The sequence below is a fragment of the Sphingomonas sp. NFR04 genome (assembly GCF_900114095.1).
In the GTDB taxonomy this organism is placed as follows: domain Bacteria; phylum Pseudomonadota; class Alphaproteobacteria; order Sphingomonadales; family Sphingomonadaceae; genus Sphingomonas.
The window spans coordinates 276,153-301,521 of the sequence record NZ_FORV01000004.1; the positions used below are offsets into that span (position 1 = coordinate 276,153).

At 67.0% G+C, this 25,369-nt stretch carries 18 protein-coding genes; 11 read left to right on the forward strand and 7 right to left on the reverse strand.

Annotated features, from left to right (window positions below):
* The first annotated feature begins 93 nt into the window (after positions 1 to 93).
* Positions 94 to 1,662 carry an amidase gene (locus BM009_RS13765; RefSeq protein ID WP_093297037.1) on the forward strand — a complete coding sequence of 523 codons (1,569 nt, stop codon included), beginning with the start codon at positions 94 to 96 and terminating at the stop codon, positions 1,660 to 1,662.
* Between the two features lie 133 nt (positions 1,663 to 1,795).
* On the opposite strand, the gene gpmA is transcribed toward BM009_RS13765, so the two are convergent.
* A complete protein-coding gene (gpmA, locus tag BM009_RS13770; RefSeq protein ID WP_093297039.1) occupies positions 1,796 to 2,482 on the reverse strand; it encodes a 2,3-diphosphoglycerate-dependent phosphoglycerate mutase in 687 nt (228 codons plus the stop codon).
* A 76-nt stretch (positions 2,483 to 2,558) separates the two neighbouring features.
* Between gpmA and BM009_RS13775 the strand changes: the two genes are divergently transcribed.
* From BM009_RS13775 to BM009_RS13785, 3 genes are all read left to right on the forward strand, one after another.
* Positions 2,559 to 3,284, forward strand: coding sequence for a dienelactone hydrolase family protein (locus BM009_RS13775; RefSeq protein WP_093297041.1), 726 nt, complete (start codon positions 2,559 to 2,561; stop codon positions 3,282 to 3,284).
* Position 3,285: 1 nt separating this feature from the next.
* Entirely contained in the window at positions 3,286 to 4,389 is a 1,104-nt protein-coding gene (locus tag BM009_RS13780) for an FUSC family protein (RefSeq protein ID WP_254772289.1), read from the forward strand.
* 135 nt (positions 4,390 to 4,524) lie between these two features.
* Positions 4,525 to 7,032 carry a TonB-dependent receptor gene (locus BM009_RS13785; RefSeq protein WP_093297043.1) on the forward strand — a complete coding sequence of 836 codons (2,508 nt, stop codon included), beginning with the start codon at positions 4,525 to 4,527 and terminating at the stop codon, positions 7,030 to 7,032.
* Between the two features lie 160 nt (positions 7,033 to 7,192).
* On the opposite strand, the gene BM009_RS13790 is transcribed toward BM009_RS13785, so the two are convergent.
* The 4 genes from BM009_RS13790 to ligA all read right to left on the reverse strand — a co-directional run bounded on the left by BM009_RS13790 (position 7,193) and on the right by ligA (position 14,853).
* Positions 7,193 to 7,996 (reverse strand): LytR/AlgR family response regulator transcription factor, encoded by an 804-nt coding sequence (locus BM009_RS13790; RefSeq protein WP_093297045.1) that lies wholly within the window; start codon positions 7,994 to 7,996, stop codon positions 7,193 to 7,195.
* On the reverse strand, positions 7,993 to 9,132 hold the full coding sequence (locus BM009_RS13795; protein ID WP_175488015.1) for a sensor histidine kinase: 1,140 nt from the start codon (positions 9,130 to 9,132) through the stop codon (positions 7,993 to 7,995). Before BM009_RS13795 ends, BM009_RS13790 begins: the two co-directional genes overlap by 4 nt.
* A gap of 91 nt (positions 9,133 to 9,223) precedes the next feature.
* On the reverse strand, positions 9,224 to 12,580 hold the full coding sequence (locus tag BM009_RS13800; RefSeq protein ID WP_093297047.1) for a TonB-dependent receptor: 3,357 nt from the start codon (positions 12,578 to 12,580) through the stop codon (positions 9,224 to 9,226).
* Positions 12,581 to 12,726: 146 nt separating this feature from the next.
* Positions 12,727 to 14,853, reverse strand: a complete 2,127-nt coding sequence (gene ligA, locus BM009_RS13805) for an NAD-dependent DNA ligase LigA (protein WP_093297048.1) — start codon at positions 14,851 to 14,853, stop codon at positions 12,727 to 12,729.
* Between the two features lie 63 nt (positions 14,854 to 14,916).
* Here ligA and BM009_RS13810 point away from each other — a divergent pair, with 63 nt between their 5' ends.
* The 7 genes from BM009_RS13810 to BM009_RS13840 all read left to right on the forward strand — a co-directional run bounded on the left by BM009_RS13810 (position 14,917) and on the right by BM009_RS13840 (position 22,256).
* A complete protein-coding gene (locus BM009_RS13810; protein ID WP_175488016.1) occupies positions 14,917 to 16,080 on the forward strand; it encodes an MBL fold metallo-hydrolase in 1,164 nt (387 codons plus the stop codon).
* Between the two features lie 50 nt (positions 16,081 to 16,130).
* Positions 16,131 to 16,586 (forward strand): hypothetical protein, encoded by a 456-nt coding sequence (locus BM009_RS13815; RefSeq protein ID WP_093297050.1) that lies wholly within the window; start codon positions 16,131 to 16,133, stop codon positions 16,584 to 16,586.
* A 47-nt stretch (positions 16,587 to 16,633) separates the two neighbouring features.
* On the forward strand, positions 16,634 to 18,826 hold the full coding sequence (gene uvrB / locus BM009_RS13820) for an excinuclease ABC subunit UvrB (protein ID WP_093297052.1): 2,193 nt from the start codon (positions 16,634 to 16,636) through the stop codon (positions 18,824 to 18,826).
* A 114-nt stretch (positions 18,827 to 18,940) separates the two neighbouring features.
* Positions 18,941 to 19,195 carry a type II toxin-antitoxin system HicA family toxin gene (locus BM009_RS13825; RefSeq protein ID WP_093297054.1) on the forward strand — a complete coding sequence of 85 codons (255 nt, stop codon included), beginning with the start codon at positions 18,941 to 18,943 and terminating at the stop codon, positions 19,193 to 19,195.
* Positions 19,192 to 19,425: a type II toxin-antitoxin system HicB family antitoxin gene (locus tag BM009_RS13830; protein ID WP_093297055.1), complete on the forward strand. Its 234-nt coding sequence runs from the start codon at positions 19,192 to 19,194 to the stop codon at positions 19,423 to 19,425. Before BM009_RS13825 ends, BM009_RS13830 begins: the two co-directional genes overlap by 4 nt.
* Before the next feature lie 90 nt (positions 19,426 to 19,515).
* Entirely contained in the window at positions 19,516 to 20,046 is a 531-nt protein-coding gene (locus tag BM009_RS13835; RefSeq protein ID WP_093297057.1) for a hypothetical protein, read from the forward strand.
* Between the two features lie 530 nt (positions 20,047 to 20,576).
* A complete protein-coding gene (locus tag BM009_RS13840) occupies positions 20,577 to 22,256 on the forward strand; it encodes a putative bifunctional diguanylate cyclase/phosphodiesterase (RefSeq protein WP_254772290.1) in 1,680 nt (559 codons plus the stop codon).
* Positions 22,257 to 22,262: 6 nt separating this feature from the next.
* Here the strand turns inward: BM009_RS13840 and BM009_RS13845 are convergent, their stop codons facing one another.
* Together BM009_RS13845 and mutS are read right to left on the reverse strand one after the other, a co-directional pair.
* On the reverse strand, positions 22,263 to 22,697 hold the full coding sequence (locus BM009_RS13845; protein ID WP_093297058.1) for a hypothetical protein: 435 nt from the start codon (positions 22,695 to 22,697) through the stop codon (positions 22,263 to 22,265).
* A 60-nt stretch (positions 22,698 to 22,757) separates the two neighbouring features.
* Positions 22,758 to 25,337 (reverse strand): DNA mismatch repair protein MutS, encoded by a 2,580-nt coding sequence (gene mutS, locus BM009_RS13850; protein WP_093297060.1) that lies wholly within the window; start codon positions 25,335 to 25,337, stop codon positions 22,758 to 22,760.
* Between the last annotated feature and the right edge of the window lie 32 nt (positions 25,338 to 25,369).

The window sequence follows — 25,369 nt, forward strand, 5'->3', positions numbered from 1 at the left end:
CCCGACCGATCTTGCCCTGTGTCTATTCGGGCAGGATTGCGCTTGTTTCGGCACAGGCTAGGCTGCGCGCGAACCAGACAAAAGGGGGGTGCGATGCGGGCTTGGGGTGTGGCGATGCTGGCGCTGGCGGCGGCAAGCCCGGCGACCGCGCAGGTGCAGGTCGCGGAGGTGCCGGCAACGAAGATCGCCGCCGATCTCGCCTCGGGCAAGACGAGCAGCGCGGCGGTGACCGCCGCCTATCTGGCGCGCATCGCGGCGATGGACCAGAAGGGGCCGACGCTCCGCGCGGTGATCGCGGTGAGCCCCGATGCGCTCGCCCAGGCGCGCGCCAGCGATGCGCGGCGCAAGGCGGGCAAGCCGCTGGGTCCGCTCGACGGCGTGCCGGTGCTGATCAAGGACAATATCGAGACGAAGGAACTGCCGACCACTGCGGGCAGCCTTGCGCTCAAGGACAACCGCACCGGCCGCGACGCGCCGGTGGTGGCGCGGTTGCGCGCGGCGGGCGCGGTGATCCTCGGCAAGACCAACCTCAGCGAATGGGCGAACATCCGCTCGGATCATTCGATGAGCGGGTGGAGCGCGGTCGGTGGACTGGTGCGCAATCCCTATGCGCTCGATCGCACCTCCTGCGGCTCGTCGAGCGGTTCGGGCGCGGCGGCGGCGGCAAGCTTTGCAGCGGTGGCGGTGGGAACGGAAACCGATGGATCGGTCGTGTGCCCCTCGGTGATGAACGGGCTGGTGGGCTTGAAGCCGACGCTGGGGCTGGTGAGCCGTACCCGCGTCGTGCCGATCAGCCACAGCCAGGATACGCCGGGGCCGATGGGGCGGAGTGTCGTCGATGTCGCGCTGCTCTTCTCGGCAATGGTCGGCGAGGACCCTGCCGATCCGGCTACCAAGGGCGCGAACGCCTACCGCAAGGACTATGCGGCCGGCCTCGCCGCGGGTGCGCTGAAGGGGATGCGGATCGGCTATTGGCGGCCGGAGATGGCGGACGATCTGGGCGCCCGCTTCGACAAGGCGCTGGACGAACTGCGCGCGGCCGGCGCGACGCTGGTTGAGGTGAAGCTGCCCAAGCTCGACGGGCTGGGCGAGGCCGAGGGCCTGGTGCTCTATACCGAGCTAAAGGCCGATCTCGCGGCGTATCTTGCGACGACGCCGGCGGCGGTGAAGGTGCGGACGCTGGCGGACGTGATCGCCTTCAACCAGGCGCATGCGGGCGAGGAAATGGCGTTCTTCGGCCAGGAAACCTTCCTCAAGGCCGAGGCGACCAAGGGCCTCGACGATCCCGACTACAAGGCGGCGCGGGTCAAGTCGCAGCGGCTGGCGGGCCCGGAGGGGATCGACGCGATGCTCAAGGCTGCGGGGGCGCAGCTGCTGGTGACGCCCACCTACGGCACGCCGTGGCTGAGCGATCCGGCGCATGGCGATCAGTTCGTCGGGCCGTCGGCCAGCGAGCTGCCGGCGGTGTCCGGCTATCCGCACCTCACGGTGCCGATGGGGCTGGTGAACGGGCTGCCTGCGGGTCTGTCGTTCATCGGCACGGCCTATTCGGACGGGCTGCTGCTGCGCGCGGGCTATGCGTACGAGCAGGTCAGCAAGGCGCGGGTGGCACCGCAATACCGCGCGACCATCCCGGCGGATCTGGGGCCGCGCGGGCGGTGAGCTACAAAACTTAGCCCCTCCCCTTCAGGGGAGGGGGTGGGGTGGGGCAGGGTCTTACCGAGACCAACATCTGGTCTGGCATCCCTCGACCCCCAACCCCTCCTCCAAGGAGGAGGGGCTTAAAAGTGTGGGATCACCGCTCGCTCAGATAGTAACGCTCGATTTCCTTCAGATCCCCGTCGAGCTCGTACACGATCGGCTGGCCGGTCGGGATCTCCAGGCTGACGATCTCGTCATCGGGAATGCCCGACAGGTGCTTCACCAGCGCGCGCAGCGAATTGCCGTGCGCCGCGATCACCACGCGCTTGCCCGCCTTCAACTCCGGCGCGATCCGCTGTTCCCAATAGGGCAGCACGCGGGCGATCGTGTCCTTCAGGCTCTCGGTCTGCGGGATCGGGATGCCGGCATAGCGCGGGTCCTTGGTCAGGTCCCAGGGCGAGCCCGCCTCGGGGAGCGGCGGCGGCACGTCGAAGCTGCGGCGCCAGATCTTCACCTGTTCGTCGCCATGCTTGGCGGCCGTCTCCGCCTTGTCGAGGCCGGTCAGGCCGCCATAGTGGCGCTCGTTGAGGCGCCAGTCCTTTTCTTCCGGCAGCCAGAGACGGTCCATCGCCTCCAACGCCAGGTGCAGCGTCTTGATCGCGCGGCTCTGGAAGCTGGTGAAGCACTGGTCGAAGTCGAGACCCTTCTCCTTCATCAGCGTGCCGGCGGCGGTCGCCTCGCGCACACCCTGCTCGGTCAGATCCACGTCCCACCAGCCGGTGAAGCGATTTTCCAGGTTCCAGGCCGACTGGCCGTGGCGGATCAGGACGAGGGTGGGCATGGGCGATCTCCTTGTAACTGCGCGCCGCCGTCCTTAGCGACACGGGCGACAGGGACAAGCGCAGGAGTAACGGTACATGGCGATGGTTCGACAGACGCTGGTCTATGATGGCCCCGGCGGCCCGTTCGAGGGCGTGGCGGCATGGGACGATGCGGTGACGGGCCCGCGACCGGCGGTGCTGGTGCTGCCCAACATCCTCGGCCAGAAGGAAGAGGATAATGTGAAGGCCGATGCGCTGGCGGCGCTCGGCTATGTCGCGCTGGTCGCAGACGTGTACGGGCAGGGCAAGCGCACGACGCTCGGCGACCCGGAGATGGGCCGCTACATGGCCGAACTCAATGCCGATCGCGGCCTGCTGCGCGCGCGGATGGAGGCGTCGCTGGCGGCGCTGACCGGCCTGGAGCAGGCGGATGCCGAGCGCGCCGCCGCGATTGGCTTCTGCTTCGGCGGCAAGTGCGTGCTCGACATGGCCCGCGCCGGGCTGCCGATCCTCGGCGGCGTGTCGTTCCACGGCGTCTATGATCGCCCGGACTATGCCAATGTGCAGCCGATCACCGCCAGGCTGCTGGTCTGCCATGGCTGGGAAGACCCGCTCTGCCCGCCCGAGGCGACGGTCGCACTCGCGCAGGAGCTGACCGAGGCGGGCGCCGACTGGCAGCTCCACGCCTATGGCCATGCCGGCCATGCCTTCACCGATGTCAGCCGCAAGGGCGGCGACAATCCGAAGGTCGCCTTCGAGCCCAAGGCCGATCGCCGCAGCTGGCAGGCAATGACCTATTTCCTCGCCGAGCTGTTCGGATGAGATGAAGCGCATCGCCGCCACCTGGAGCGCCCTGATCGCGCGGATCAGCCCGCGCACCGTCGATATCGGCGAGTGCGTGGTCTCCGTGCTGCTGGCGATCCTGGTGGCGCATGCGATCGGCGGCGACAACGTCGCCTGGGCGGCGTTTGCGGGCTATATGGTCATGCGCGGCCATGCCAGCGAGACGGTGCTGCGCGGCCTGTTGCGGATCGTCGGCACCGTCGCGGGCGGGCTGCTCGCGCTGGGCCTGGCGCCGTTCGTCGCGACCAGCTGGTTGGGCAGCGCCGCCGCCATGATGGTGGTGGGCACGCTCAGCCTCTACCGCGCACTCACCGCGCGACGGGCCTATGCCTGGCTGTTCTTCGGCCTCACCTTCGCGATGGTGCTGCTCGACAAGATCGAAACGCCGGCGACGGCGCTCGACCAGTTCGTCCTCACCCGCATCCTGGAGACGGTGGCGGGGACGGTCGCCTGCGCGACGGTGAGCATCGTCTCGACCCTCACGCTGCGGCGGCGCTGGCCGGCCCCGCCTACGCCGCCGCCGGTGATCGCGCTGTGGCATCCCGCTGCGTTCCGCCATGCGGCGCAGGCCGGCGTGGCGCTGGCGCTGCTGATCGGGGTGGCGCGCGCGCTGGCGCTGCCGGCCCTCGCCCAGGGCGCGGTGGGCGTGATGGCGGTGATGCTGGTGCCGGTCCATGGGCTCGGCGCGGGCGGGCTGGTGCCGGTGAGCGCGCGACTGGCGCAGCGCTTCGTCGGCTGCCTCGCCGGGGCCGCGCTGTCCGCGGTCTGCCTGTTCGTCGCCCAGGGCCATGCGCTGGTGCTGGTCGCGGGCACCGCGCTCGGGGTGGCGATCGGGCGAGGGATCGAGAACGGACCGCACAGCTACCGCTATGTCGGTACCCAGTTCACGCTCGCCGTGCTCGTGATGCTGGTGCCGGACAGCTATGCCGATGGCGACGTGCTGCCGGGCGTCGAGCGACTGATCGCGGTGCTGATCGGCATGGCGGTGCTGGAGCCGGTGCTGCTCGCCGGCCACTGGCTCGGTCCCCGCGGCCTCCCGGTCACACCCAGCCGGCAGGGATTGGACGAGCCCGGCGGCGTCTGAATTCGTGCAAACGTTAACCGAAGCAAAAGGGCAACGTCACACCATTTTTATACAAAAGCCGCCGAACTGAAACACGGCCTCCCTAGCGGCGCTTCGCAACCGCAACATTCATCCAGACCTGGGGGGTCGCCAAACATGAAATTCCAGCACGCACTCCGCGCGACGGTATCCGTCGCCGCCTTCCTCACCGCTGCCGCAGCGATGCCCGCGCAGGCGCAGGAGACCAGCAGCGTCGCCGCCGACGACCAGGGCGGCAGCGACACCGATACCGCCAGCACCATCGTCGTCACCGCGAAGACGACGCGTTCGGCGACCGCGATCTCGTCGGAAGAGATCCAGAAGATCCTGCCCGGCGTTTCGCCGCTCAAGGCGATCCAGACGTTGCCCGGCGTGCTCTACATCACCGCCGATCCCTGGGGGAACAACGAGCAGAACGCCCAGATCTTCATCCACGGCTTCAACTTCCAGCAGCTCGGCTACACGATGGACGGCGTGCCCCTGGGCGACCAGAGCTACGGCAATTACAACGGCCTGTCGCCGCAGCGCGCGGTGATCTCGGAGAATGTCGGCCGCGTCGTGGTGACCACCGGCGCTGGCGATCTCGGCACTGCCTCGACCAGCAATCTCGGCGGCACGGTCGAGACCTTCTCCGCCGATCCGGCCAAGACGATGGGCGGGACGTTCAACCAGACGGTAGGCAGCTACGGCACCTCGCGCACCTATCTGCGGCTCGACACCGGCACGTTCGGCAATGGCGAGAACAGCGCCTATGTGTCCGGCGTCCGCCAGCGCGCCCGGGCCTGGGACTTCAACGGCATCCAGGGCGGCTGGCAGGCCAACGCCAAGTTCGTCCATGACAATGCCGCCGGCAAGCTGACCGTCTTCTTCGACTATTCGGACAAGAAGGAGCCGAACGAGGACGCGACCAGCTTCTTCCAGCCCTCGCCCGGCGGCACCGCCACCGCCGCGCAGCTCTACACGCCGCGCACCCGCCCGTTCTTCTATTCGGACCTGAAGGGCATGCGCGCCTATATGGACGCCTTCGGCAACGCGCCGGCGGCGCAGGGCGGCAACTACCGCAACTATTATTCGGATGCGCAGCGCACCGACTATCTGACCTATGCCCGCTATGACGCCAAGCTGGGCGACCGGGTCACTTGGTCCAATACCGGCTATTACCACCACAATGACGGCGTCGGTGTGGTCGCGGGGCCGCTCGGCCAGTCGATCACGGTGATCCAGGCCTATCTGGACCCCAACTACAGCAAGGCGACCGCTTATGGCGCCAACAAGAACGCGTCGGCGGCGCTGGTCGCCGCGACCGGCGGCTCGGGTCTGGTCACCCGCACCACCGAATATCGCATCGACCGCGAAGGCGGAATCTCGAACCTCGACCTCGATTTCGGCGCGCACCAGGTCCAGCTTGGCGCCTGGTTCGAGCATAACAGCGCCACCCAGTGGCGCCGCTGGTACGGCCTCGACGTCAACAATCCGGACTCCAGCAGCCCCTATATCCGCCCGTCCAACCCGCTGTTCACCCAATATCAGGGCGAAGCGCGCGTCGATGTGCTCCAGCTCCACCTGCAGGATGCCTGGAAGGTCAACGAGCAGCTCCGCGTCGAAGCGGGCGTCAAGACCAGCGCGCAATGGGCCAATGGCTATTTCCCGGTGCAGCCCAAGGCGGGCTCGCTCTCGGGCCTGACCGGCAACCTGCCGAGCGGCCGGATCAACACCAAGAACTGGTTCCTGCCCTCGGTCGGCGCGACCTATGACCTGAACGGCCATGAGCAGCTCTACTTCAACGTCCAGAAGAACCTGCACCAGTATATGGCCTATCTGGGCGGCGGCTCGCTTTCGCCCTGGTTCACCGGCAGCCAGTCGGCGTTCGATGCCTTCGCCCAGCAGGGCAAGCCGGAGACCAGCTGGACCTATGAAGGCGGCGTGCGCACCCATCGCAGCTTCGACGGGATCCTGAGCGGGCTCGACGCGCAGGTGAACTATTACCATGTCACCTTCAGCAACCGCTTGCTGGCGATCAGCACCAACCCGGGCGGCATTGCCGGCGGCGCGATCACCGGCGGCACCTCGATTCTGGTGAACGTGGGCAGCGTGCATACCGACGGTGTCGACGCCGCCTTCACGCTGCACTTCGGCCGCGCACTGTCGCTGTACAACGCCACCTCGTACAATAGCTCGACCTATCAGAGCGACTATAGCTCGACGGCGCTGGGCATCGGCGCGGCGGTGCCGGGCTGCATCGGCGGCGGCGTGGTCAAGGGCGGCGTGGTCCCGACCTGCGGCAAGCAGGTGCCGGGCAGCCCGAAGTGGATGAACAAGTCGGTCGCGACGCTGGCGCTCGGCGCGTTCGAGGCGCAGGTGACCGGCGACTATGTCGGGCGCCGCTATGCGACCTATGCCAACGACACCAGCGTGAAGTCCTACTTCCTCACCTCGCTGCGTATCGCCGCCAAGCTGCCGGCGGAGATGGTCCGGCTGAAGAAGGCCGAGCTCAGCCTCAACGTCACCAATGTGGCGGACGTTGGCGGCTGGTCGACCATCTCGGTGGGCTCGGCGACCAACAGCTACTCGCTCTATCCGATCGCGCCGCGCCAGTGGTTCCTGACCTTCTCGGCCGGGTTCTGAGGATCGGGGAGGGTGGGGCGCGGGTCGCCCTCACCCTCCCACCGGCTTCGCCGGCGGGCCCCTCCCTCTCCCAAAGGGAGAGGGCGCTTATTCCCTCTCCCTTTGGGAGAGGGAGGGAGCCGCGAAGCGGCGGAAGGGTGAGGGGGAAGACCCCAACCGCTCAGTGGACGAAGCGCGCCACCACGTCGCGGTACGAGCGCGAGACCTTCACCTGCGCGCCCGAATTGAGCACCAGGAAGCATTCGCCATTGGTATGCGGCTTCACCTGGCGGACGAGGTCGAGATTGACGATCGTCGAGCGGTGGACGCGCTGGAAGCGGCGCGGATCGAGCCGCTTCTCCAGATCCTTCATCGTCTCACGCAGGATCAGCGTGTTGTCGCCGGTATAGATGCACATATAGTCGCCGGCGGCATCGATCCGCTCGATCGTGTCGACATCGACGCGGAAGATCTGGCCGCGATCCTTGATGTTGATCAGCTTCTCGAAGCGGTTGGACGCCGGCTCCGCGCCGTCGCCGGTGGCGATATCGTCCACCGCATCCGGTGCCACTTCGGCGAGCACTTCCTTCAGCTTTTCCACTTCCTCCACGCCCCGCTTCTCGGTGAGGCGCTGGCGGACGCGGTCGAGCGTGTCGGCGAGGCGCGAGGGCTCCACCGGCTTCATCAGGTAATCGACCGCCTGCGCCTCGAAGGCGCGGATGGCATGGTCGGAATAGGCGGTGACGAAGACGAACAGCGGCGGTTCGACCTCCATCAGCCCCTGGATCACCGAGAACCCGTCGAACCCCGGCATCTGGATGTCGAGGAAAACGAGGTCGGGCTTGTGCGTCTTGATCGATCGGATGGCTTCGCGGCCATTGGAGCATTTGTCGATGATTTCGACATCCTCATGCTCCTGCAGCCGGAGCTCGAGCCCCTGAATCGCCAGGGATTCGTCGTCAACGAGGATGGTACGGATGGTCATGCGGCCTCTCGGTTCGGTTCCTCAAGCTGGAACGGTATTTCGATCTCAACGCTGAAACCTTCCCCAGGTTTCGTTCGCGTCTCGAAACGATGGTCAGGCCCGAAAGCCTGAACCAGCCGTTCCCTAATATTGGCGAGCCCCACGCCAGTGGAGAGCGTCGGCCTCGGACGCGTTTCGATCAATCCCGGACCCGTATCGGACACGGCGATCTGCACCCTGTCTCCGGTGAGTCGAGCCGAAACGATAATATCGGCGCCGTCCTCCTGCGTGCTGACGGCATATTTGATCGCGTTTTCGACCAAGGGCTGGAGCAGCAGCGAAGGCAGCCTGCCCTTGGCGACGCGCGGATCGAGATCGAAATGCATGCGCAGCCGCTCGTCGAAGCGCATCTTCTCGATCTCGAGATAGAGCTTCAGCGTCTCGATCTCCTGCGCCAGCGTGACGTGCGCGGTCGGCTCGTTGGCCAGCGTGTAGCGCAGGAAGGAGGAGAGGCGCGACAGCATGATGTTGGCGCGCTCGGTCTGCTTGAGCAGCACCAGCGTCGAGATCGAATTGAGCGTGTTGAACAGGAAATGCGGGTTGAGCTGGTAGCGCAGCATCGCCAGCTGGGCGCTGGAGGCCTGGTTCTCCAGGATCTGCATCTGGTCGATCTGCTGCTCGACGATCAGGTAGAAATTGATCCCGAAATAGAGCGCCGACCAGCCCGCCAGCACCGTGAAGGTGAGGAAGCTGTAGCCGATCACGCGCGCGACGGTGATCCCCGCCTCGGCCGCAGTGAAGGAATAGGTGAAGGCCTCCAGCACCGCATAGATCAGCGTTGCCGCCCCCAGCGTGGCGAGGGTGAGCAGCACCGCGGGGATTCGCGGCAGGCGCCGGTAGAAGCCGTAGAGCGCCGAGAGCAGCAGCGTCAGGCAATAGCCGACGATCGCCTCGATGATCGCCTTAATCAGCCCTTCGACCGAAAATCCGTTCGAGATCGAAGACACCGAGCGCAGCAGCAGATAGCCGCTCCAGCCGGTCGCCTGGAGAATCCAGAAGGCCCGGCCCTTGTCTTCGAAGAAGGGACGCGAAAACAGGTCGGGCTTGGAAAGGCCCAAGGTCCGGGTGTTGGTCTGCGGAAGCGAAGTCTTTGCCACGCTGCGCCTGTACCATCGGGATGGCGAGGGGGCAAAAAAAATGCCGGGCGCGCTGGGCGCCCGGCATTCCAAAGGTGATGGTCGGTGCCGCTTAGAAGGTGAAGCGGGCGCCGATGCGGATCGAGTAGAGCGACTGGTTCGCGTAGATCTGATCGCTCGGCGCGGTGAAGTTGGCCGAACCACCCACCGGCGAGTAGCGATACTGGGCGCAGGGCTGCGCCGCGCTGGTCGCGACCGTGCCCGCACCATCGGCATTGCCCTTGGTGGTCAGGCACTGCACCCGGACCGTCGCCACGTTGTACGGGAACACGTACTCGCGGGTCTGGCCCCACTTCTTGTTCAGGAAGTTGGTGAAGTTCTCGATGTCGCCGAAGATGGTGACACGCGATTTGCCCAGCCCGGTCGGCAGTTCCTGCGAGACGTGCAGGTCGATCCGGGTGAACCACTTGGAGTGGAAGGCATTGCGCGGCGCGACCTGGCCACGATACTTGCCCAGGCCCGAGGCGTCGATGAACGCGTTCACCGCATCGCGAACCGCCGGGGTGCTGTACGAAACGAGCGGATCGTTCACGGTCGGCACGTACATCAGATAGCGGTTGCCGCCGGTGCCGGTGCCCGAGCTGACGCCGGTGGTGCCGAACACCGAGGAACGGCCGCTGCCAAAGTCCTGGAAGGTATAGCTGTACGGGTGACCGATGCGCGATTCGCCGAACAGCGCGAAGGTAGTCTTGTAGTCACCGAAGAAGGCGTGCTCGTAGTTCAGGCTGTACTTGAAGAAGTACTTCACCTGATCGTTCGAGATGCCATAGGCGACGTTGTTCGGATCGACGAACGCGCCGTTGCTATAGTTCGAACCTGCGGTCGACGAGGTCGCCGGCGACTGGTCCTTCACGTCCTGGTAGGTGAAGCTGCCGTTGATGTTGAGGCCGAAGTCCCAGGTCTTGTCGACGCGGGCGACACCTATCAGCGCGCGGCCCTTGCTGGTGTTGGTCAGCAGGATGTCGGTGTTGGTGTTGGTGCTGGCGGCGCCATCGATGATGTTCTGGTAGCGCTGGCGACCATCCGGCGTCAGCGAACCGGCGATCGGCTGCGAACGGATGTCGGTGAAGTACACCTGGTCGCGAACCTTCGAGTAAAGGAAGTCGGCGCCGAAGGTCCAGCCGCTCACGGCGTATTCGCCGCTGAGCGTGGCGCGCCACTGCGACGGCACCTTGAAGTTCGGGGCGAGCGCATTGACGTTGGCGTTCGTCGCGACCGTGGCGTTGGTCAGCAGCGTGTTGACCGCGCCGGGGATCGACGTGCCGGTCACGCCCGAAAGCGCGGCGTTGCCGATCGCGGCGTTGGTCGTCGCACCCGAGAAGCCGGTGGCAGTGCGATTGATCTGCACCGAGTTGGTGAGCACGCCGGTGTTCGAGAAGCTGTTCGACACATAGACGTCGGGGGTGCCGCCGCCGAAGATGCCGCCGCCGCCGCGAATGCTCACCCGCGGGAGCGGTTTCCAGTCGAAGCCGACGCGCGGCTGGAACAGGCCCAGGCCGGAGATGTTGGCGTTGTTCGCACCGATGGTCGTGAGCTGACCGTTGACGATGGCACCGCCCACATAGCGCGCCGTGTACGCCGCACTGCGCGCCGGCAGATCGTGCATGCCGTACAGATCATAGCGCATGCCGTAGCTGATGTTCAGCGTGGGCGTGACGCGCCAGGAGTCCATCACGCCGAACGTGTAGCTCTGGTACGAGAAATTCGCCGCAGCGTCATTCGGTACCAGCGACGGGATCGCGTTGGCATAGGTGATCTGGTTGGCGGTCTTGTTCTGCAGGTCGGCGATCGAGTCGAAGTAATAATTGCCCGCGCTGTTCTGCAGGAACGAGTTGAAGACGTTCACGAACTGCATCTCGGTGAAGACGCGAAGATCGTGGTCGTTTTTCGTCAGGCGTGCCTGAAGCATGCCGCCCCAGGTATCGGTCTTGAGCTGGTTGGTCTGGCGCGAATTGTCAGGACCGAACGAGACGACCGCAGCGTTGTTTTCGCACGCGGTAAGCGACGAACCCGAGACCGTCAGCGGCGTCGACGTTTCGTTGGAGCAGACACGGAACTGTGCGAAGCCGCGGCCGAGCAGCGGATCCTGGATACGCGTGTAGTTCTTGTAGAACACGCGTGCTTCGGTGGAGAAATCGTCCGACCAGTCGGAGTTCAGCTGCACCACGCCCGTGTGCAGGCGATTGCCCTGGATGTACGCGTTCGACGCCAGGCCGAGGCCGGTGGGGGCGTTGGTGAAGGTGTTGTTCAGCAGGTTGATGGCGTCGTTGGCGTAGGTGTACGTCACCGACATGCGCTGCTTGTCGCTGATGTTTGCATCAATACGGGCAACGACGCGATCGTCCTTGTCACCCGAGTCGCGCAGCACGCCGCCGGTGTTGTAGTTGTACACGCTGTTCGCGATCGCGCTGATGCGATCGACCTGCGCCTGGGTGATGCCCGGAATGACGGTGCCGCTGTTGTTGTCGCTCGGACCTTCCGCGATCGGACGGCCGCCGCGCAGCCGCTCACCGGCGACCATGAAGAACAGCTTGTCCTTGATGATCGGACCGCTCAGCTCGGCACCATAGTTGTCGACATGGAAATTCGGGACGTTGACGGTAACGTTCTTGGTCTTCTTGCCGACGAATTCGTCACCCGAGCGGGCGTAGAAGCCGCTGCCGTGGAACTCGTTGGTACCAGACTTCAGGACGATGTTGATGGCGCCGCCCTGGAAATTGCCTTCGCGCACGTCATAGGGCGCCACCTTGGCCTGGAATTGGCCGATCGCGTCGAACGGAATCGGCGAGCGGCGGCTGGGCAGGCCGTCGGTGTTGAGACCGAAATTGTCGGTGATCGGCACGCCGTCGACGCTGAAGCGGTTGTAGCGCGCGTTCTGGCCAGCGAAGGAGATCGCGCGGCCGCCCGTGGGGGTATCGTCGAGGCGCGCGAACGGATCGCGACGCGATAGGTCGCGAATGTCGCGGTTGAGGCTGGCGACGTTGGCGATCTGCTCGGCCGAGAGCACCGTAGCGGGGCCCTGCGAAATCGAGCGTGCGCCGCGGACCGTGCTGGCGGTCACGACGATGTCCTGGCCCTCGGCGACGAGTTCGACCGGCAGGTCGAACGACTGCGCGGCGACCGTATAGATGTCGGTGATCGATGCGTTCGAATAGTTCGTCGCGGTCACTTCGACGGTATAGGGGCCGCCGGTGCGTAGGCCGGTGAGGTTGAAGCTACCGCTAGCGTCGGTGCGAGTGGTCGATCGGGTTCCCGAAGCCGAATTGGTCGCCACGACGGAGGCATCGGCGACCGGCGCACCATTGGCGGTCACCGTGCCGCGAATCGTCGAGGTGGTTTCCTGCGCATGTGCTGCAACCGGAAGAAGCAGCGCGGCCACGGCCACGCCTGCATAGAGGTTCGTTCGCATCGAGAGTTCCCTTTTTTAGCCTGTGGCTACCAGTCGTGGCGCTTAGCGCGCCATCTGTCCGGCTGCCCCCCTGCGTCGCTTTGTTTGCGGAATTGTGACAATGAACGCCAGCTTAATGTTCCATCATGGTGCGTTGCAAAAACGCATCACTCCGAAGCCCTTACGATCGCCAGCCAATCGCTTTCGCTGATCACGCGGATTCCCAGGTCGGCAGCTTTCTTCAATTTTGAGCCGGCGCCCGGGCCGGCGATCACCAGGTCGGTCTTGGCAGATACCGACCCGGAAACCCGCGCCCCCCGTCGCTCCGCCTGTGCCTTGGCCTCGTCGCGGCTCACCGCTTCCAGCGTGCCGGTGAATACCAGCGTCTTGCCGGTCACCTCCGAGTCGCGCGACTCCACGACGAAGGGCGGGGGCGTCACCTCCCGCAGAAGGTCGGTCCACACGGCACGGTTGTGCGGTTCGTGGAAGAAGTCCGCCAGCGCATGGCCGACGGCGGCGCCGACATTCTCCACGCCGATCCGCTCGGCGATTGCCTTGTCGAGCCGGGTGCGGTGCTTCGCCTCCGATTCGCCGAGCTGGGGCGGGGTGGCGTCCCGCAACGCAATCAGCTCGTCGGCCAAGGACTCGAGAGCGGGCAGGGTGACATAGCGCTTGAGCAGATCGCGCGCCGTGATCGCGCCGACATGGCGGATGCCGAGGCCAAACAGCAGGCGCGCCGCGTCGGGCGCGCGCTTCGCCTCGATCGCGGCGAGAAGACTGGTGACGGACTTTTCCTGCCAGCCCTCGCGGCCGAGCAGCGCGTCCTGATGCTGCTCGAGGCGGAAGATGTCGGCGGGTTCGGCGATCCAGCCCAGGTCGAGCAGCTCGATCAGCGTCTTCTCGCCCAGCCCGTCGATGTCCAGCGCCCCGCGGCTGACGAAATGCTTGAGGCGCTCCAACCGCTGCGCCGGACAGATCAATCCGCCGGTGCAGCGGACATCGACTTCGCCTTCCTCGGCAACGGCCTCGGACTGGCAGATCGGGCAATGGGTGGGGAAGTGCCAGTCCGCGCGCGGTTCGTCGCGGGTGAGGTTCTCGACGATCTGCGGGATCACGTCGCCGGCGCGCTGGAGCACCACGCGGTCGCCGGGGCGCACGCCCAGCCGGGCGATCTCGTCGGCATTGTGCAGTGTCGCGTTGCTGACCACGACGCCGCCGACCGTCACCGGCTCCAGGCGGGCGACCGGCGTAAGCTTGCCGGTGCGGCCGACCTGGATGTCGATCGCCTGGAGCGTGGTCTGAGCGCGCTCGGCGGGGAATTTGTGGGCAAGGCCCCAGCGCGGCGCCCGGCCGACATAGCCGAGCCGTTCCTGCCAATCGAGCCGGTCGACCTTGTAGACCACGCCGTCAATATCGAACGGCAGGTCGGCGCGGCGGGTCTCGATCGCGCGATACTGGGCGAGGGCGTCGTCCAGCGTGGGCGCGCGGACGAACAGGTCGGAGACCGGGAAACCCCAGGCGCGAATGCGGTCGATCGCCTCGAACTGCTTGTCGGCGAGCGGTTCGCTGAGTTCGCCCCAGCCCCAGGCGAGGAAGCGCAGGGGCCGTGCTGCGGTGACGGCGGCGTCCTTCTGGCGCAGCGAACCCGCCGCGGCGTTGCGCGGGTTCGCGAACTGGCGGGCCTCCTTGCCGGTCTCTTCGGCTTCGAGAAGCAGCCGCGCGTTGAGCGCCGCGAAATCTGCCTTGGCCATATAGACCTCGCCGCGGACCTCGCAGACCGGCGGCGCGCCTTCGATGCGGTGGGGGATGTCGGCGATGGTGCGGACATTGGGGGTCACGTCCTCGCCGATCCTGCCGTCGCCGCGGGTGAGGGCCTGCACCAGCACGCCGTCCTCATAGCGGAGCGAGCAGGACAGTCCGTCGATCTTGGGCTCGGCAGTGAGCTCGACGGATGCATCGTCGGCCAGCTTGAGGAACCGGCGCACCCGGCCGAGGAAGTCGGCCACGTCCTCGTCGGCAAAGCCGTTGTCCAGGCTGAACATCTGCCGCGCATGCGCCACCTTGGCGAGCGGGCCGGAGGGCGTCGCACCGATCTGGCGCGAGGGGGAGTCGGCGCGAACCAGCTCCGGGAAGGCGGCTTCGATCTCCGCGTTTCGGCGGACCAGCGCGTCGAAGTCGGCGTCGCTGATCTCGGGCGCGTCAGCGTCGTGATAGCGGCGGTTGTGGTGCGCGATCTCGGCTGCGAGCTTCTCGAGCTCGGCGGCGGCTTCCTCTTGCGTGCGGGGCAGCGTCATGGCCCCGCGCTAAGGGATTGGGGCGGTTGATCGCAAGGGCCTTTGCGGCCATCACCCGCGCCCATGCGTATTGCGACCATGGCCAAGGCACTTGTCGGACTCCTGCTCTGGATCGTGGTGGCCCTGTGCCTCTTCCTGACCTTGGTGCCGCCCTTCCTCGATCGGATCTATTATCGGGGGGCGGACACCGCACATTTCGACGGGGCGCACTTTGCCAACCCCGATGGCGACAGCGCGCCGGTGCCGGCGATGGGCTTTGCCTTCCTGGCGAATCGTCTCGCCAATGCGACCCGGCAGCCGCCCTGGCCAGCCAGCGTGCCGGTGACGGCGGCGCGGCCGCCGGTGCGGGTGGACGGGCAGGCGATGAAGGTTACCTGGATCGGCCATGCCAGCCTGCTGATCCAGACCCAGGGGCTCAACATCCTCACCGATCCGGTGTGGAGCGACGTGGCGGGGCCGTTCGGCATGGGCCCCAAGCGTGTGGCGGTCCCTGGCGTGCGGCTGGTCGATCTGCCCAGGATCGATCTGATCGTGGTCAGCCACAACCACTACGACCATCTCGACCTGGCGACGCTCAAGACGATCTGGCAGCGGGACCGGCCGGTGATCATCACCGGGCTCGGCAACGACAGCGTGATCGGGCAGGTGGGCGTGCCCGCGCGCGGCCTCGACTGGGGGCAGCGACTGGCGCTCAGGCCCGGCATCGACGTCGTCGTCACGCGCAACCATCACTGGAGCAGCCGCTGGTTCGCGGATCGCAATCGCGCGCTCTGGTCGAGCTTCGTGGTGACGCTGCCCGGCGGCAACCTGTTCTTCGCGGGCGATACCGGCTGGGGCGACGGGAAGTGGCCTGCCGAGGCGGCAGCGCTGGGGCCGGTGCGGTTCGCGGCGATCCCGGTGGGTGCCTTCCGCTTTGCCCCCGGCCAGATGGCGGCGGACGCGCATATCGGCCCGCGCGACGCGATCCGGGTGTGGGGCGCGCTCGGCCGGCCCTGGGCGCTGCCGATTCATTGGGGCACGTTCCGGCTTTCCTGGGAAGCCTATCGCACCCCGCCGGACCTGCTGGCGGCGATGCTGCGCTGTGGCGGGAGCGGTGCCGATCGCTTCGTCGATCACGCGATCGGGCGCAGTTTCGACGTGCCCGCGATCGGCACGCCCCCGCCGGCACCGAGCGACCAGGGCATCGCGACGTGCCGTGCCGCGGGGCGCTTCGACCGTTTCCGCTGAGGTTGAGACGCTTCGCAACCGTTCCTAAGAAGGCGTGAGGGCGGGAGCGGATGCAGCACGATACCGGCGCAGGGCGCCATCTTGAGACGAGCGGCGGACAGATCGCCACGGCGCTGGCGACCGGGAGCGCCTTGGGCGGGCTGCTGATCCTGCTGCTGTTGGTGGCGGCGGGACAGCGTGCACCGCTGGCGCTGCTCGCCGGCTGGGCGGTGGGCACGCTGTTTGCGGGGCTGGCGCTTGCGGCGGTCGGCGGGCCGATCTGGCTGTTGCTGCACGCGATCGGCCTGCGCCGGGGCCGCTACGCCGCGGCGGTGACGGGCCTGCTCGGGCTCGGCCTGTTCGTCGGCGCGCAGAGCGGCAGCGGCATTGTCGGCCTGGCGCCGATCGATGCGCGCAGCTGGCTGCTGGGGTTGGCGTTCAAGCTCGCCCAGGCGACGGCGGTGACGCTGCTCGCCGGCGGCATCGGCCTGGCGATGTGGCGCATTGCGTACCGCCCAAGTTCCTGATCGAAAGGCCGCTTTTCAGACGGGGCCTTGCACCCCATATTCCGGCCATGGCGATCCAGATCCGGACCAACCTTGCCGAGCCCGAAACCGGGCAGGCGTTCATTCCCCACCGCCCGCAACGCCCCGAAAAGGCGGAGGGCGGCAAGCGCTTCAAGCTTGTCTCCGAATATCAGCCCTCGGGCGACCAGCGCTTCGCGATTCCCGAGCTGGTCGAGCAGGCGCGGGCGGGCGAGCGCGACCAGGTGCTGCTCGGCGTCACCGGATCGGGCAAGACCTACACCATGGCCAAGGTGATCGAGGAACTGCAGCGCCCCGCGCTGATCCTCGCGCCGAACAAGATTCTTGCCGCGCAGCTCTATGGGGAGTTCAAGAGCTTCTTCCCCGAGAACGCGGTCGAGTATTTCGTCAGCTATTACGATTACTACCAGCCCGAGGCCTATGTGCCGCGGTCCGATACGTACATCGAGAAGGAAAGCTCGATCAACGAGGCGATCGACCGGATGCGCCACGCCGCGACCCGCTCGCTGCTCGAGCGCGACGACGTGATCATCGTCGCCTCGGTCTCCTGCCTTTACGGTATCGGTTCGGTCGAAACCTATTCGGCGATGATCTTCGACCTGAAGAAGGGCCAGGTGGTCGACCAGCGCGAGATCATCCGCAAGCTGGTGGCGCTCCAGTACAAGCGCAACGATGCCGCCTTCGGGCGCGGCGCCTTCCGGGTGCGCGGCGACAATCTCGAACTGTTCCCCTCGCACTATGAGGATACCGCCTGGCGGATAAGCTTCTTCGGCGACGAGATCGAGGAGATCGTCGAGTTCGATCCGCTCACCGGCAAGAAGGTGGCGAGCCTCGACTATGTCCGCGTCTATGCCAACAGCCACTATGTGACGCCGGGGCCGACGCTGAAGCAGGCGATGGAGGCGATCCGCCACGAGCTGACCGAGCGGCTGAAGGAGCTGGAGATCGAGGGCAAGCTGCTCGAACTCCAGCGGCTGGAGCAGCGGACGAACTTCGACCTGGAGATGATCGCGGCGACCGGCTCCTGCGCGGGCATCGAGAATTACAGCCGCTTCCTCACCGGCCGCCTGCCCGGCGAGCCGCCGCCCACCTTGTTCGAATATCTGCCCGAGAACGCGCTGCTCTTCGTCGACGAGAGCCACCAGACGATCGGCCAGATCAACGGCATGTCGCGCGGCGACCACAAGCGGAAATTGACGCTCGCCGAATATGGCTTCCGCCTGCCCAGCGCGATCGACAACCGCCCGCTGCGCTTCAACGAATGGGACGCGATGCGGCCCCAGACCACCTATGTCTCGGCCACCCCCGGCGACTGGGAGATGGAGCGCACCGGCGGCGTGTTCGTCGAGCAGGTGATCCGCCCCACCGGGCTGATCGATCCGCCGGTTGAGATCAAGCCGGTCGAGGAGCAGGTGCAGGACCTGATCCAGGAGTGCAAGGCGACCGCCGCCAAGGGCTATCGTACGCTAGTGACGACGCTCACCAAGCGCATGGCCGAGGACCTGACCGAATATATGCACGAGGCGGGCGTCAAGGTCCGCTACATGCACTCGGACACCGAGACGCTGGAGCGCATCGAGCTGATCCGCGACCTGCGGATGGGCGTGTACGACGTGCTGATCGGCATCAACCTGCTGCGCGAGGGGCTCGACATCCCCGAATGCGGGCTGGTCGCGATCCTCGATGCCGACAAGGAAGGCTTTCTGCGCTCCGAAACCTCGCTGATCCAGACGATCGGCCGCGCCGCGCGCAACGTGGAAGGCCGGGTGATCCTCTATGCCGATCGCATGACCGGCAGCATGGAGCGCGCGCTCGCCGAGACCGGCCGCCGCCGCGAGAAGCAGATGGCGTATAATCTCGAGCACGGGATCACGCCGGAGACGGTCAAGAAGAATATCGGCGACATCATCGCGCATGTGTCCAGCAAGGACCAGGTGACGGTGGAGATCGATGCCGATCGCCCGCACATGGTCGGCCACAATCTGCGCGGTTATATCGAGGAGCTCGAGAAGAAGATGCGCGACGCCGCCGCGAACCTCGAGTTCGAGGAAGCCGGCCGCCTGCGCGACGAGATCCGTGCGCTGGAAGCGGAGGAACTCGGCCTGCCCGAGGGTGAGCGCAAGGCACCGGTGATGGGGCGGTCGAACGAAGGCAAGCCGGGCACGCGGAAGACGCGGTACGGCAAGCAGACCAAGACGAAGTTCGGTGGGCCGCGGCGGTGAATGACCGAAACCTAGTCAACAAAACTATTTCAGAATCTTTGGGGAAAGCTGGTTGACGACGGAGTCCGTCGACTATCAATAGGTGGCTCGTTTCAAAACGAAGTGAGCCAACTTATGGTCCGCGTGTCCAAGCTATATGCTCTGCTGCTAGAAGATCAGCGCGCCACACTGGCGTTTCGAGACTTCGAGCGGCTGCTTGCCGCGTTCGGCTTTCGTCTCGATCGCACCAAGGGCAGCCATCGCCAATATGTGCACCCGGCGGTGCCCTTCGTCCTGACCATCCAGCCGGACGGCAAGGACGCCAAGCGCTATCAGGTGCGCCAGTTTCTTGATATGGTCGCCGAGTTCGGGCTGAGTATGGAAGAATGAGCGAGCCGCATTACCACATCAATCTGCTCTGGTCGGACGAGGATGGGTGCTGGATCGCCGACGTCCCGGATCTGCGATATTGCACCACGCACGGGGACAGCCCCGAGGCAGCGCTCGCCAATGTCCGGGAGGCCATGGACGGGTGGATCGAGGCCGCGCGCGCAAACGGCCTGCCCATACCGGAGCCGCGCTACCGTCCCGCACTCTATGCAGCCCGCTTCGCCGCCTGACGCCCCGCGTGTCGCCGCCAGCCTGCGTTCCGTCGTGATCGCTGCACCCGCCGGTTGAGCCGCCCCTCGCACGCGTCCATAAGCTCGGCCATGCGTTTGCTTTCCCTGTTCGCCGGCGTCGGCCTCATCGCGCTCGCCGGTTGCGTGCCTGCTCCCTCCACGCCGCCGCCCGCGCCTGCACCCCGGCCCGTGCCGGCGCCTGCCCCGCTGCCGCCGCCGCCCACGCCCAAGCCGACGGTCGGCGCGGATTGGCGCGACTGGCCGCTGACGCCCGGCGATTGGCACTATCGGAGCGGTACCGCGACCTATGGCGTCGGCGGCGCCGCGCCGCTTGCGATTTTGCGTTGCGATCTGGCGGCGCGGCGCGTGACGCTGTCGCGCACCGGCACCGCGCGGACGACGCTCACGGTTCGCACCACCAGCGCCGTGCGCGCCATCCCCGCCACGCCCGATTCCGCCGCGCCCGGCATGCTCGGCATCGCCTTTGCCGCGAACGACGGCTTCCTCGACGCGCTGGGCTTCAGCCGGGGGCGCTTCGTGATCGAGGGTGGGGGCTTGCCGGTGCTCGTGATTCCGGCCTGGCCAGAGATCCTGCGGGTGGTGGAGGACTGCCGCAAATAAGGCGCCGCGGCGCACCGCTTCGGCCAGACCCCCAGAATCGCACCGATAAAAATCTTTTACAAGACTTGTTCTGCGACTCGGGGTCATCCTACATGTCAAGTGTGTCGAGAGGCACAGGCTCTTCAACAAGCGAAAGGAGGTGATCCGATGTCTCATGGTTCAGCAGTGAGGTCGGTTCAGTTCGTTCGGGAGACGCGCCGCTGACCCTGCCGCGTGGATGGAAGCCCTCCATCCATATTGCCGCCGGGAGGTATCCTCCTCCAATCAACGTCGGCAGATGCAGGTAAAGCGGTCCGCATGGTCTCCCGGGCTGGAGCTCTCCGGCCGCTGACCATGTCGGGGGTCGCCGGGTACCCAGGATTGGGGCCCGGCGGCCTCTTTCATTTTGGGCCCGATCTTTCCACGCTTTGTGCGACGCCGCGTGGTTATCCGAACATTACGTTTCCGATATGGGTTTACCCCAACTAGGCAGCGCCCGAGTCGGCAGGGCAAAGCCGCATGCTCCAGGGACATTGGCAGCGGAGCGCCCGATGCAGCAGGCCGAGCAGGGACACGCAGACGCCGCGCTTGGCGCCTGCATGCGCATGACGCTGGAGGCATTGCCTTCGCCGGTGCTGCTGATCGATCGCAACGATCGCATCTTGGACGTGAACCAGGCGTTCTGCGACCTTGCCGGCCAGGATCGGTCCTATTGGCTCTCCACGCCCATTCAGGCGTATCTCTCGGCAGACCAGATAGCGCGCTTCACCGCCGAGCACGCGCAGGTCTTTGCCACCGGAGCGGACCTCGAGACCGAGGAGGTGATCGACGGCCATGACGGCACACGCCGCAACGTCGTCACCCGCCGTCGCCGCATCCTCGTCGGCGAGACGCCGCTGGTGCTGACGATCCTGACGGACATCACGCCCTTGCGCGCCGCGGAAGCACATATCCGCCACCTCGCCTATCACGACGGCCTGACCGGCCTGTTCAATCGGACGGCGCTTAACGAGCAGCTGGCGGAGGCCCTTGCCGACGGGGCACCGGCGCTGCTGCTGATCGATCTCTATCAGTTCAAGGACATCAACGACGCCTTCGGGGACGGCGTCGGCGATGCCCTGCTCCGGGCTTTTGCCTACCGGCTCGCGGGCGCTGCCCGCGGGTCGGACCGGGTAGCGCGAACCGGCGGCGATACCTTCGCGGTGCTGATCGACGCATGTCCCGACGCCGCCGCGGCCGAAACTGCCTGCCGGCGATTGCTCGCGCTCCTCGATGCGCCGCTTGTCGGACCTTCCGGCGCGGTGTCGCTGGGCGTCTCGATCGGCTGCGCCTGGGCGGAACCCGGCCTGTCCGCCGACGAACTACATCACCGCGCCGAGTTCGCGTTGTACGAGGCGAAGCGGCAGCCGGCCAATGCCTTCTGCCTCTACGATGCCGCGCTGGCCGATGAAGTACATGCTCGCCGGACACTGGAGGCGGACCTGCGCGCTGCGCTCGCTACCGGCGGCCAGCTCGACGTGCATTACCAGCCGGTGATCGATGCCGGCGGTCACCGGGTTGTCGGAGTCGAAGCGCTGGTGCGCTGGCACCATCCGCAGCAAGGCATGATCCCGCCGCTGCACTTCATCCCGATCGCCGAGGCGAGCGGGCTGATCGTGCCGCTCGGCGAATGGGTGCTCGATCGCGCGGTTGCGATGATGGTGCGCTTCCCGGCGCTCGCGCTGGCGGTGAACCTGTCGCCGATCCAGCTACGCAGCCCGGACATCGACACCCGCATCCTCGCGGTTCTCGCACGGCACGGCATGGACCCGCGGCAATTGCAGCTGGAAGTCACCGAAAGCACGATGCTGGCGATGGACGCGGGTGTGGAGCTGGTGCTGGCGCGGCTGCGCGAGGCGGGCGTACAGCTGGTGCTCGACGATTTCGGCACCGGCTATTCCAGCCTTTCGCACCTCCACAAGCTGGCGGTGGATCGGGTGAAGATCGACCAGAGCTTCGTCCGCGATCTCGCCCGCTCGCAGGATGCGCGCGCGATCATCCAGGCGGTGCTGGGCATCGGCCAGTCGCTGGGCATCGGCGTGACCGCGGAAGGGGTGGAGGACGAATTGCAGCAGAGCTTCCTGCGCTCCTTCGGCTGCCACGAATATCAGGGCTATCTCTTCTCGCGCCCGCTGCCCGCCACCGAAGCGGCCGCCTTTCTCGAAGCGCATACGGAACGCGCGGCCGCCTGAACGGCGCTAGCGCAGCAAAATCCGGCCGGACGGAGAGGGCAGGCGCTCTGCCGGGGACATGGTCGGATTCTCGGGGTAGTGATGCCCATCGAACCGAAGCCGCACATCATGTCCCGGCAAAATGCCGCCGCCTGCGACATGGACGCTCACGTCGTGCCAACCATGGCTCTTTGCGGGAAGGATGCGGAGGGGCAGCCGGGTCACGCCCATCTTCGTGACGATGCGCCAGCCGGTTGGCGCGCGCGACAGCACATACAGGTTGCAGCCACCGCTGCCGCAGTGCTCCGGGCCTTCCGCATATACCAGCACCTCCGCAGCGCCGTCTTCGTTCAGATCGGCTGCGGTGGCGCGGTAGCGCTCGAGATGGAGCGTTCCGGTAATGAAGGTAACGGCGGACGGGGGGAGCGGCGTTGCAACCGCGGTCAGTGCAAGCAGCAGCATCGGGGCGAACTCCGCTGAGATGTGCGCAGGCTAATCCTCAAATGATTGAGGACCAAGCGTTTATGCTTCCGTCGCCAGTCCCTTCAGCTTGTAGAGCACGTCCAGCGCCTCGCGCGGGCTGAGCGCGTCGATGTCGAGCGTGTCGAGTTCGTGGCGCAGCGCATCGACCTTCTCTTCCTCGGCATGCGCGGCGGCGGCGAAGAGCGGCAGGTCGTCGAGCCCTGCGGCGAGTCCCCCGGTCTTGGCGCGGCCGGCCTCGAGCTTGTCGAGCACCGCCTTGGCGCGCTTCACGGTCGCGGGCGACATGCCCGCGAGCCGGGCGACGGCGATGCCGTAGCTGCGATCGGCCGGGCCGTCGGCCAGCTCGTGGAGCAGCACCAGCTCGCCCTTCCATTCGCGGGCGCGGACATGGTGGAGAGTGAGCGCGTCGCAGCGCTCGGCCAGCCGGGTCAGTTCGTGATAATGGGTGGCGAACAGGCAGCGGCAGCGATTTTCCTCGTGAATCGCCTCCACCACCGCCCAGGCGATGGCAAGCCCGTCATAGGTGGAGGTGCCGCGGCCAACCTCGTCAAGGATCACGAAGCTGCGCGGGGTAGCCTGCGCCAGGATCGCCGCGGTCTCGACCATCTCGACCATGAACGTTGAGCGGCCGCGCGCGAGATTGTCCGACGCGCCGACGCGGCTGAACAGCCGGTCGACCAGCCCCAGCGTCGCCCGCGTGGCGGGGACGTAGCTGCCGGCTTGCGCCAGCACCGCGATCAGCGCGTTCTGGCGCAGGAAGGTCGACTTGCCGCCCATGTTCGGGCCGGTGACCAGCCACAGGCGCGAGTCTTCGGAAAGCTTGCAATCATTGGCGACGAAGCGGCCGCCGCTGCGGGCAACGGCGGCTTCCACCACGGGGTGGCGGCCGCCTTCGATCTCGAAGCAGCTATGCTCGACCAGCTCGGGGCGGGCCCAGCCGCCTTCGGCCGCGCGTTCGGCAAGCCCTGCGGCGACGTCGATCCGGGCGAGGGCGTCGGCGGTCGCGGCGATCGGCTCGCGGCGGGCGAGCGCCTGACCGGTCAGGTCTTCCAGATGCGCGGACTCGGCGGCGAGGGCGTGCGCGCCGGCCTGGGTTACCTTCACCGCCACGTCGTGGAGCTCGGGCGCGTTGAAGCGGACCACGCCGGCCAGCGTCTGGCGATGGGTGAAGCCGCTGTCGGGCTTCATCAGCGCATCGGCGGAGCGGGCCGGGACTTCGATATGATAGCCGAGTACGCCGTTGTGGCGGATCTTGAGCGCGGTGATGCCGGTGCGGGCGCGATATTCGGCCTCCAGTGCCGCGATGGCGCGGCGGCCACCGGCGCCCGCGTCGCGCAGGTCGTCGAGCGCGGCATCATAGCCCTCGGCGATATAGCCGCCATGGGCGGCATCGACCGGCGGCTCGGGGACGAGCGCACGGGCAAGCAGGTCGATCAGCGCGCCGTGGCCGCGCAGCTGGGGCGCCAGTTCGCGGAGCAGGGCGGGGGCGTCGGCGAGGCGATCCAGCCGCTCGCCCAGCCGCCAGGCGCCATCGAGCCCGTCGCGCAGCTGGCCGAGGTCGCGGGGGGAGCCCCGGCCGGCAGCAAGGCGGCCGAGCGCGCGGCCGATATCGGGCAGCGCGCGCAGCGTCGCACGGATGCTGTCGCGCAGGCCGGCATCGTCGTGGAACAGCGTGACGAGATCGAGCCGCGCGTCGATCGCGGCGCGGTCCATCAGCGGCGCGGCAATGTCGGCACCGAGCAAGCGGGCGCCGGCGCCGGTGACGGTGCGGTCTACCGCGTCGAGCAGACTGCCCTTGCGGGCGCCGGCGGCGCTGACGGTGAGTTCCAGGCTCTCGCGTGTCGCCGCGTCGATCGCCATCGCCGCTTCGGCGCGGCTGACCCGCGGCGGGCGCAGGAACGGGAGCGATCCCTTGGCGGTGTGCTCCAGATAGGCGACCAGCCCGCCTGCCGCCGCCAGCCCTGCGCGCGAGAATTGCCCGAAGCCGTCGAGCGTCACCACGCCGAACAGCCGCTTCAGCCGCGCCTCGCCGCCGGCGCTGTCGAAATCGAGCTTGGGGCGGAGCGCGGTGGCGAGCTCGGCGAAGTCGGTCGCGTCGCAGGCGATCGTCTCGGCGGGGTTGAGCCGGGCGAGTTCGGCGCCGAGCCGCGCGGCGTCGGTCTCGATCAGCTCGAACCGGCCGGTGGAGATGTCGGCGCAGGCGATCGCGACGCCGCCGCCTGCCTCGCCCACGGCGACGCACCAGTTCGCGCTGCGGCTGTCGAGCAGCGCTTCCTCGGTCAGCGTGCCGGCAGTGACGACGCGGATGATCGCGCGGGAGACCAGCGCCTTGGATCCGGCGCGCTTCTTGGCCTCTTCGGGGGTCTCGGTCTGATTGGCGATGGCGACGCGATGGCCCGCCTTGATCAGCCGGGCGAGATACGCCTCCATCGCGTGCACCGGCACGCCGCACATCGGGATCTTGTCGCCCTCATGCTCGCCGCGCGAGGTGAGCGCGATGTCGAGCACCGAGCTCGCCGTCTTCGCGTCCTCGAAGAACAGCTCGAAGAAGTCGCCCATCCGGTAGAAGAGCAGGCAATCCCCCGCCTCTTCCTTGAGCGCGAGATACTGGGCCATCATCGGAGTAGGGGCGGCAGAGGACATCGCGCCTC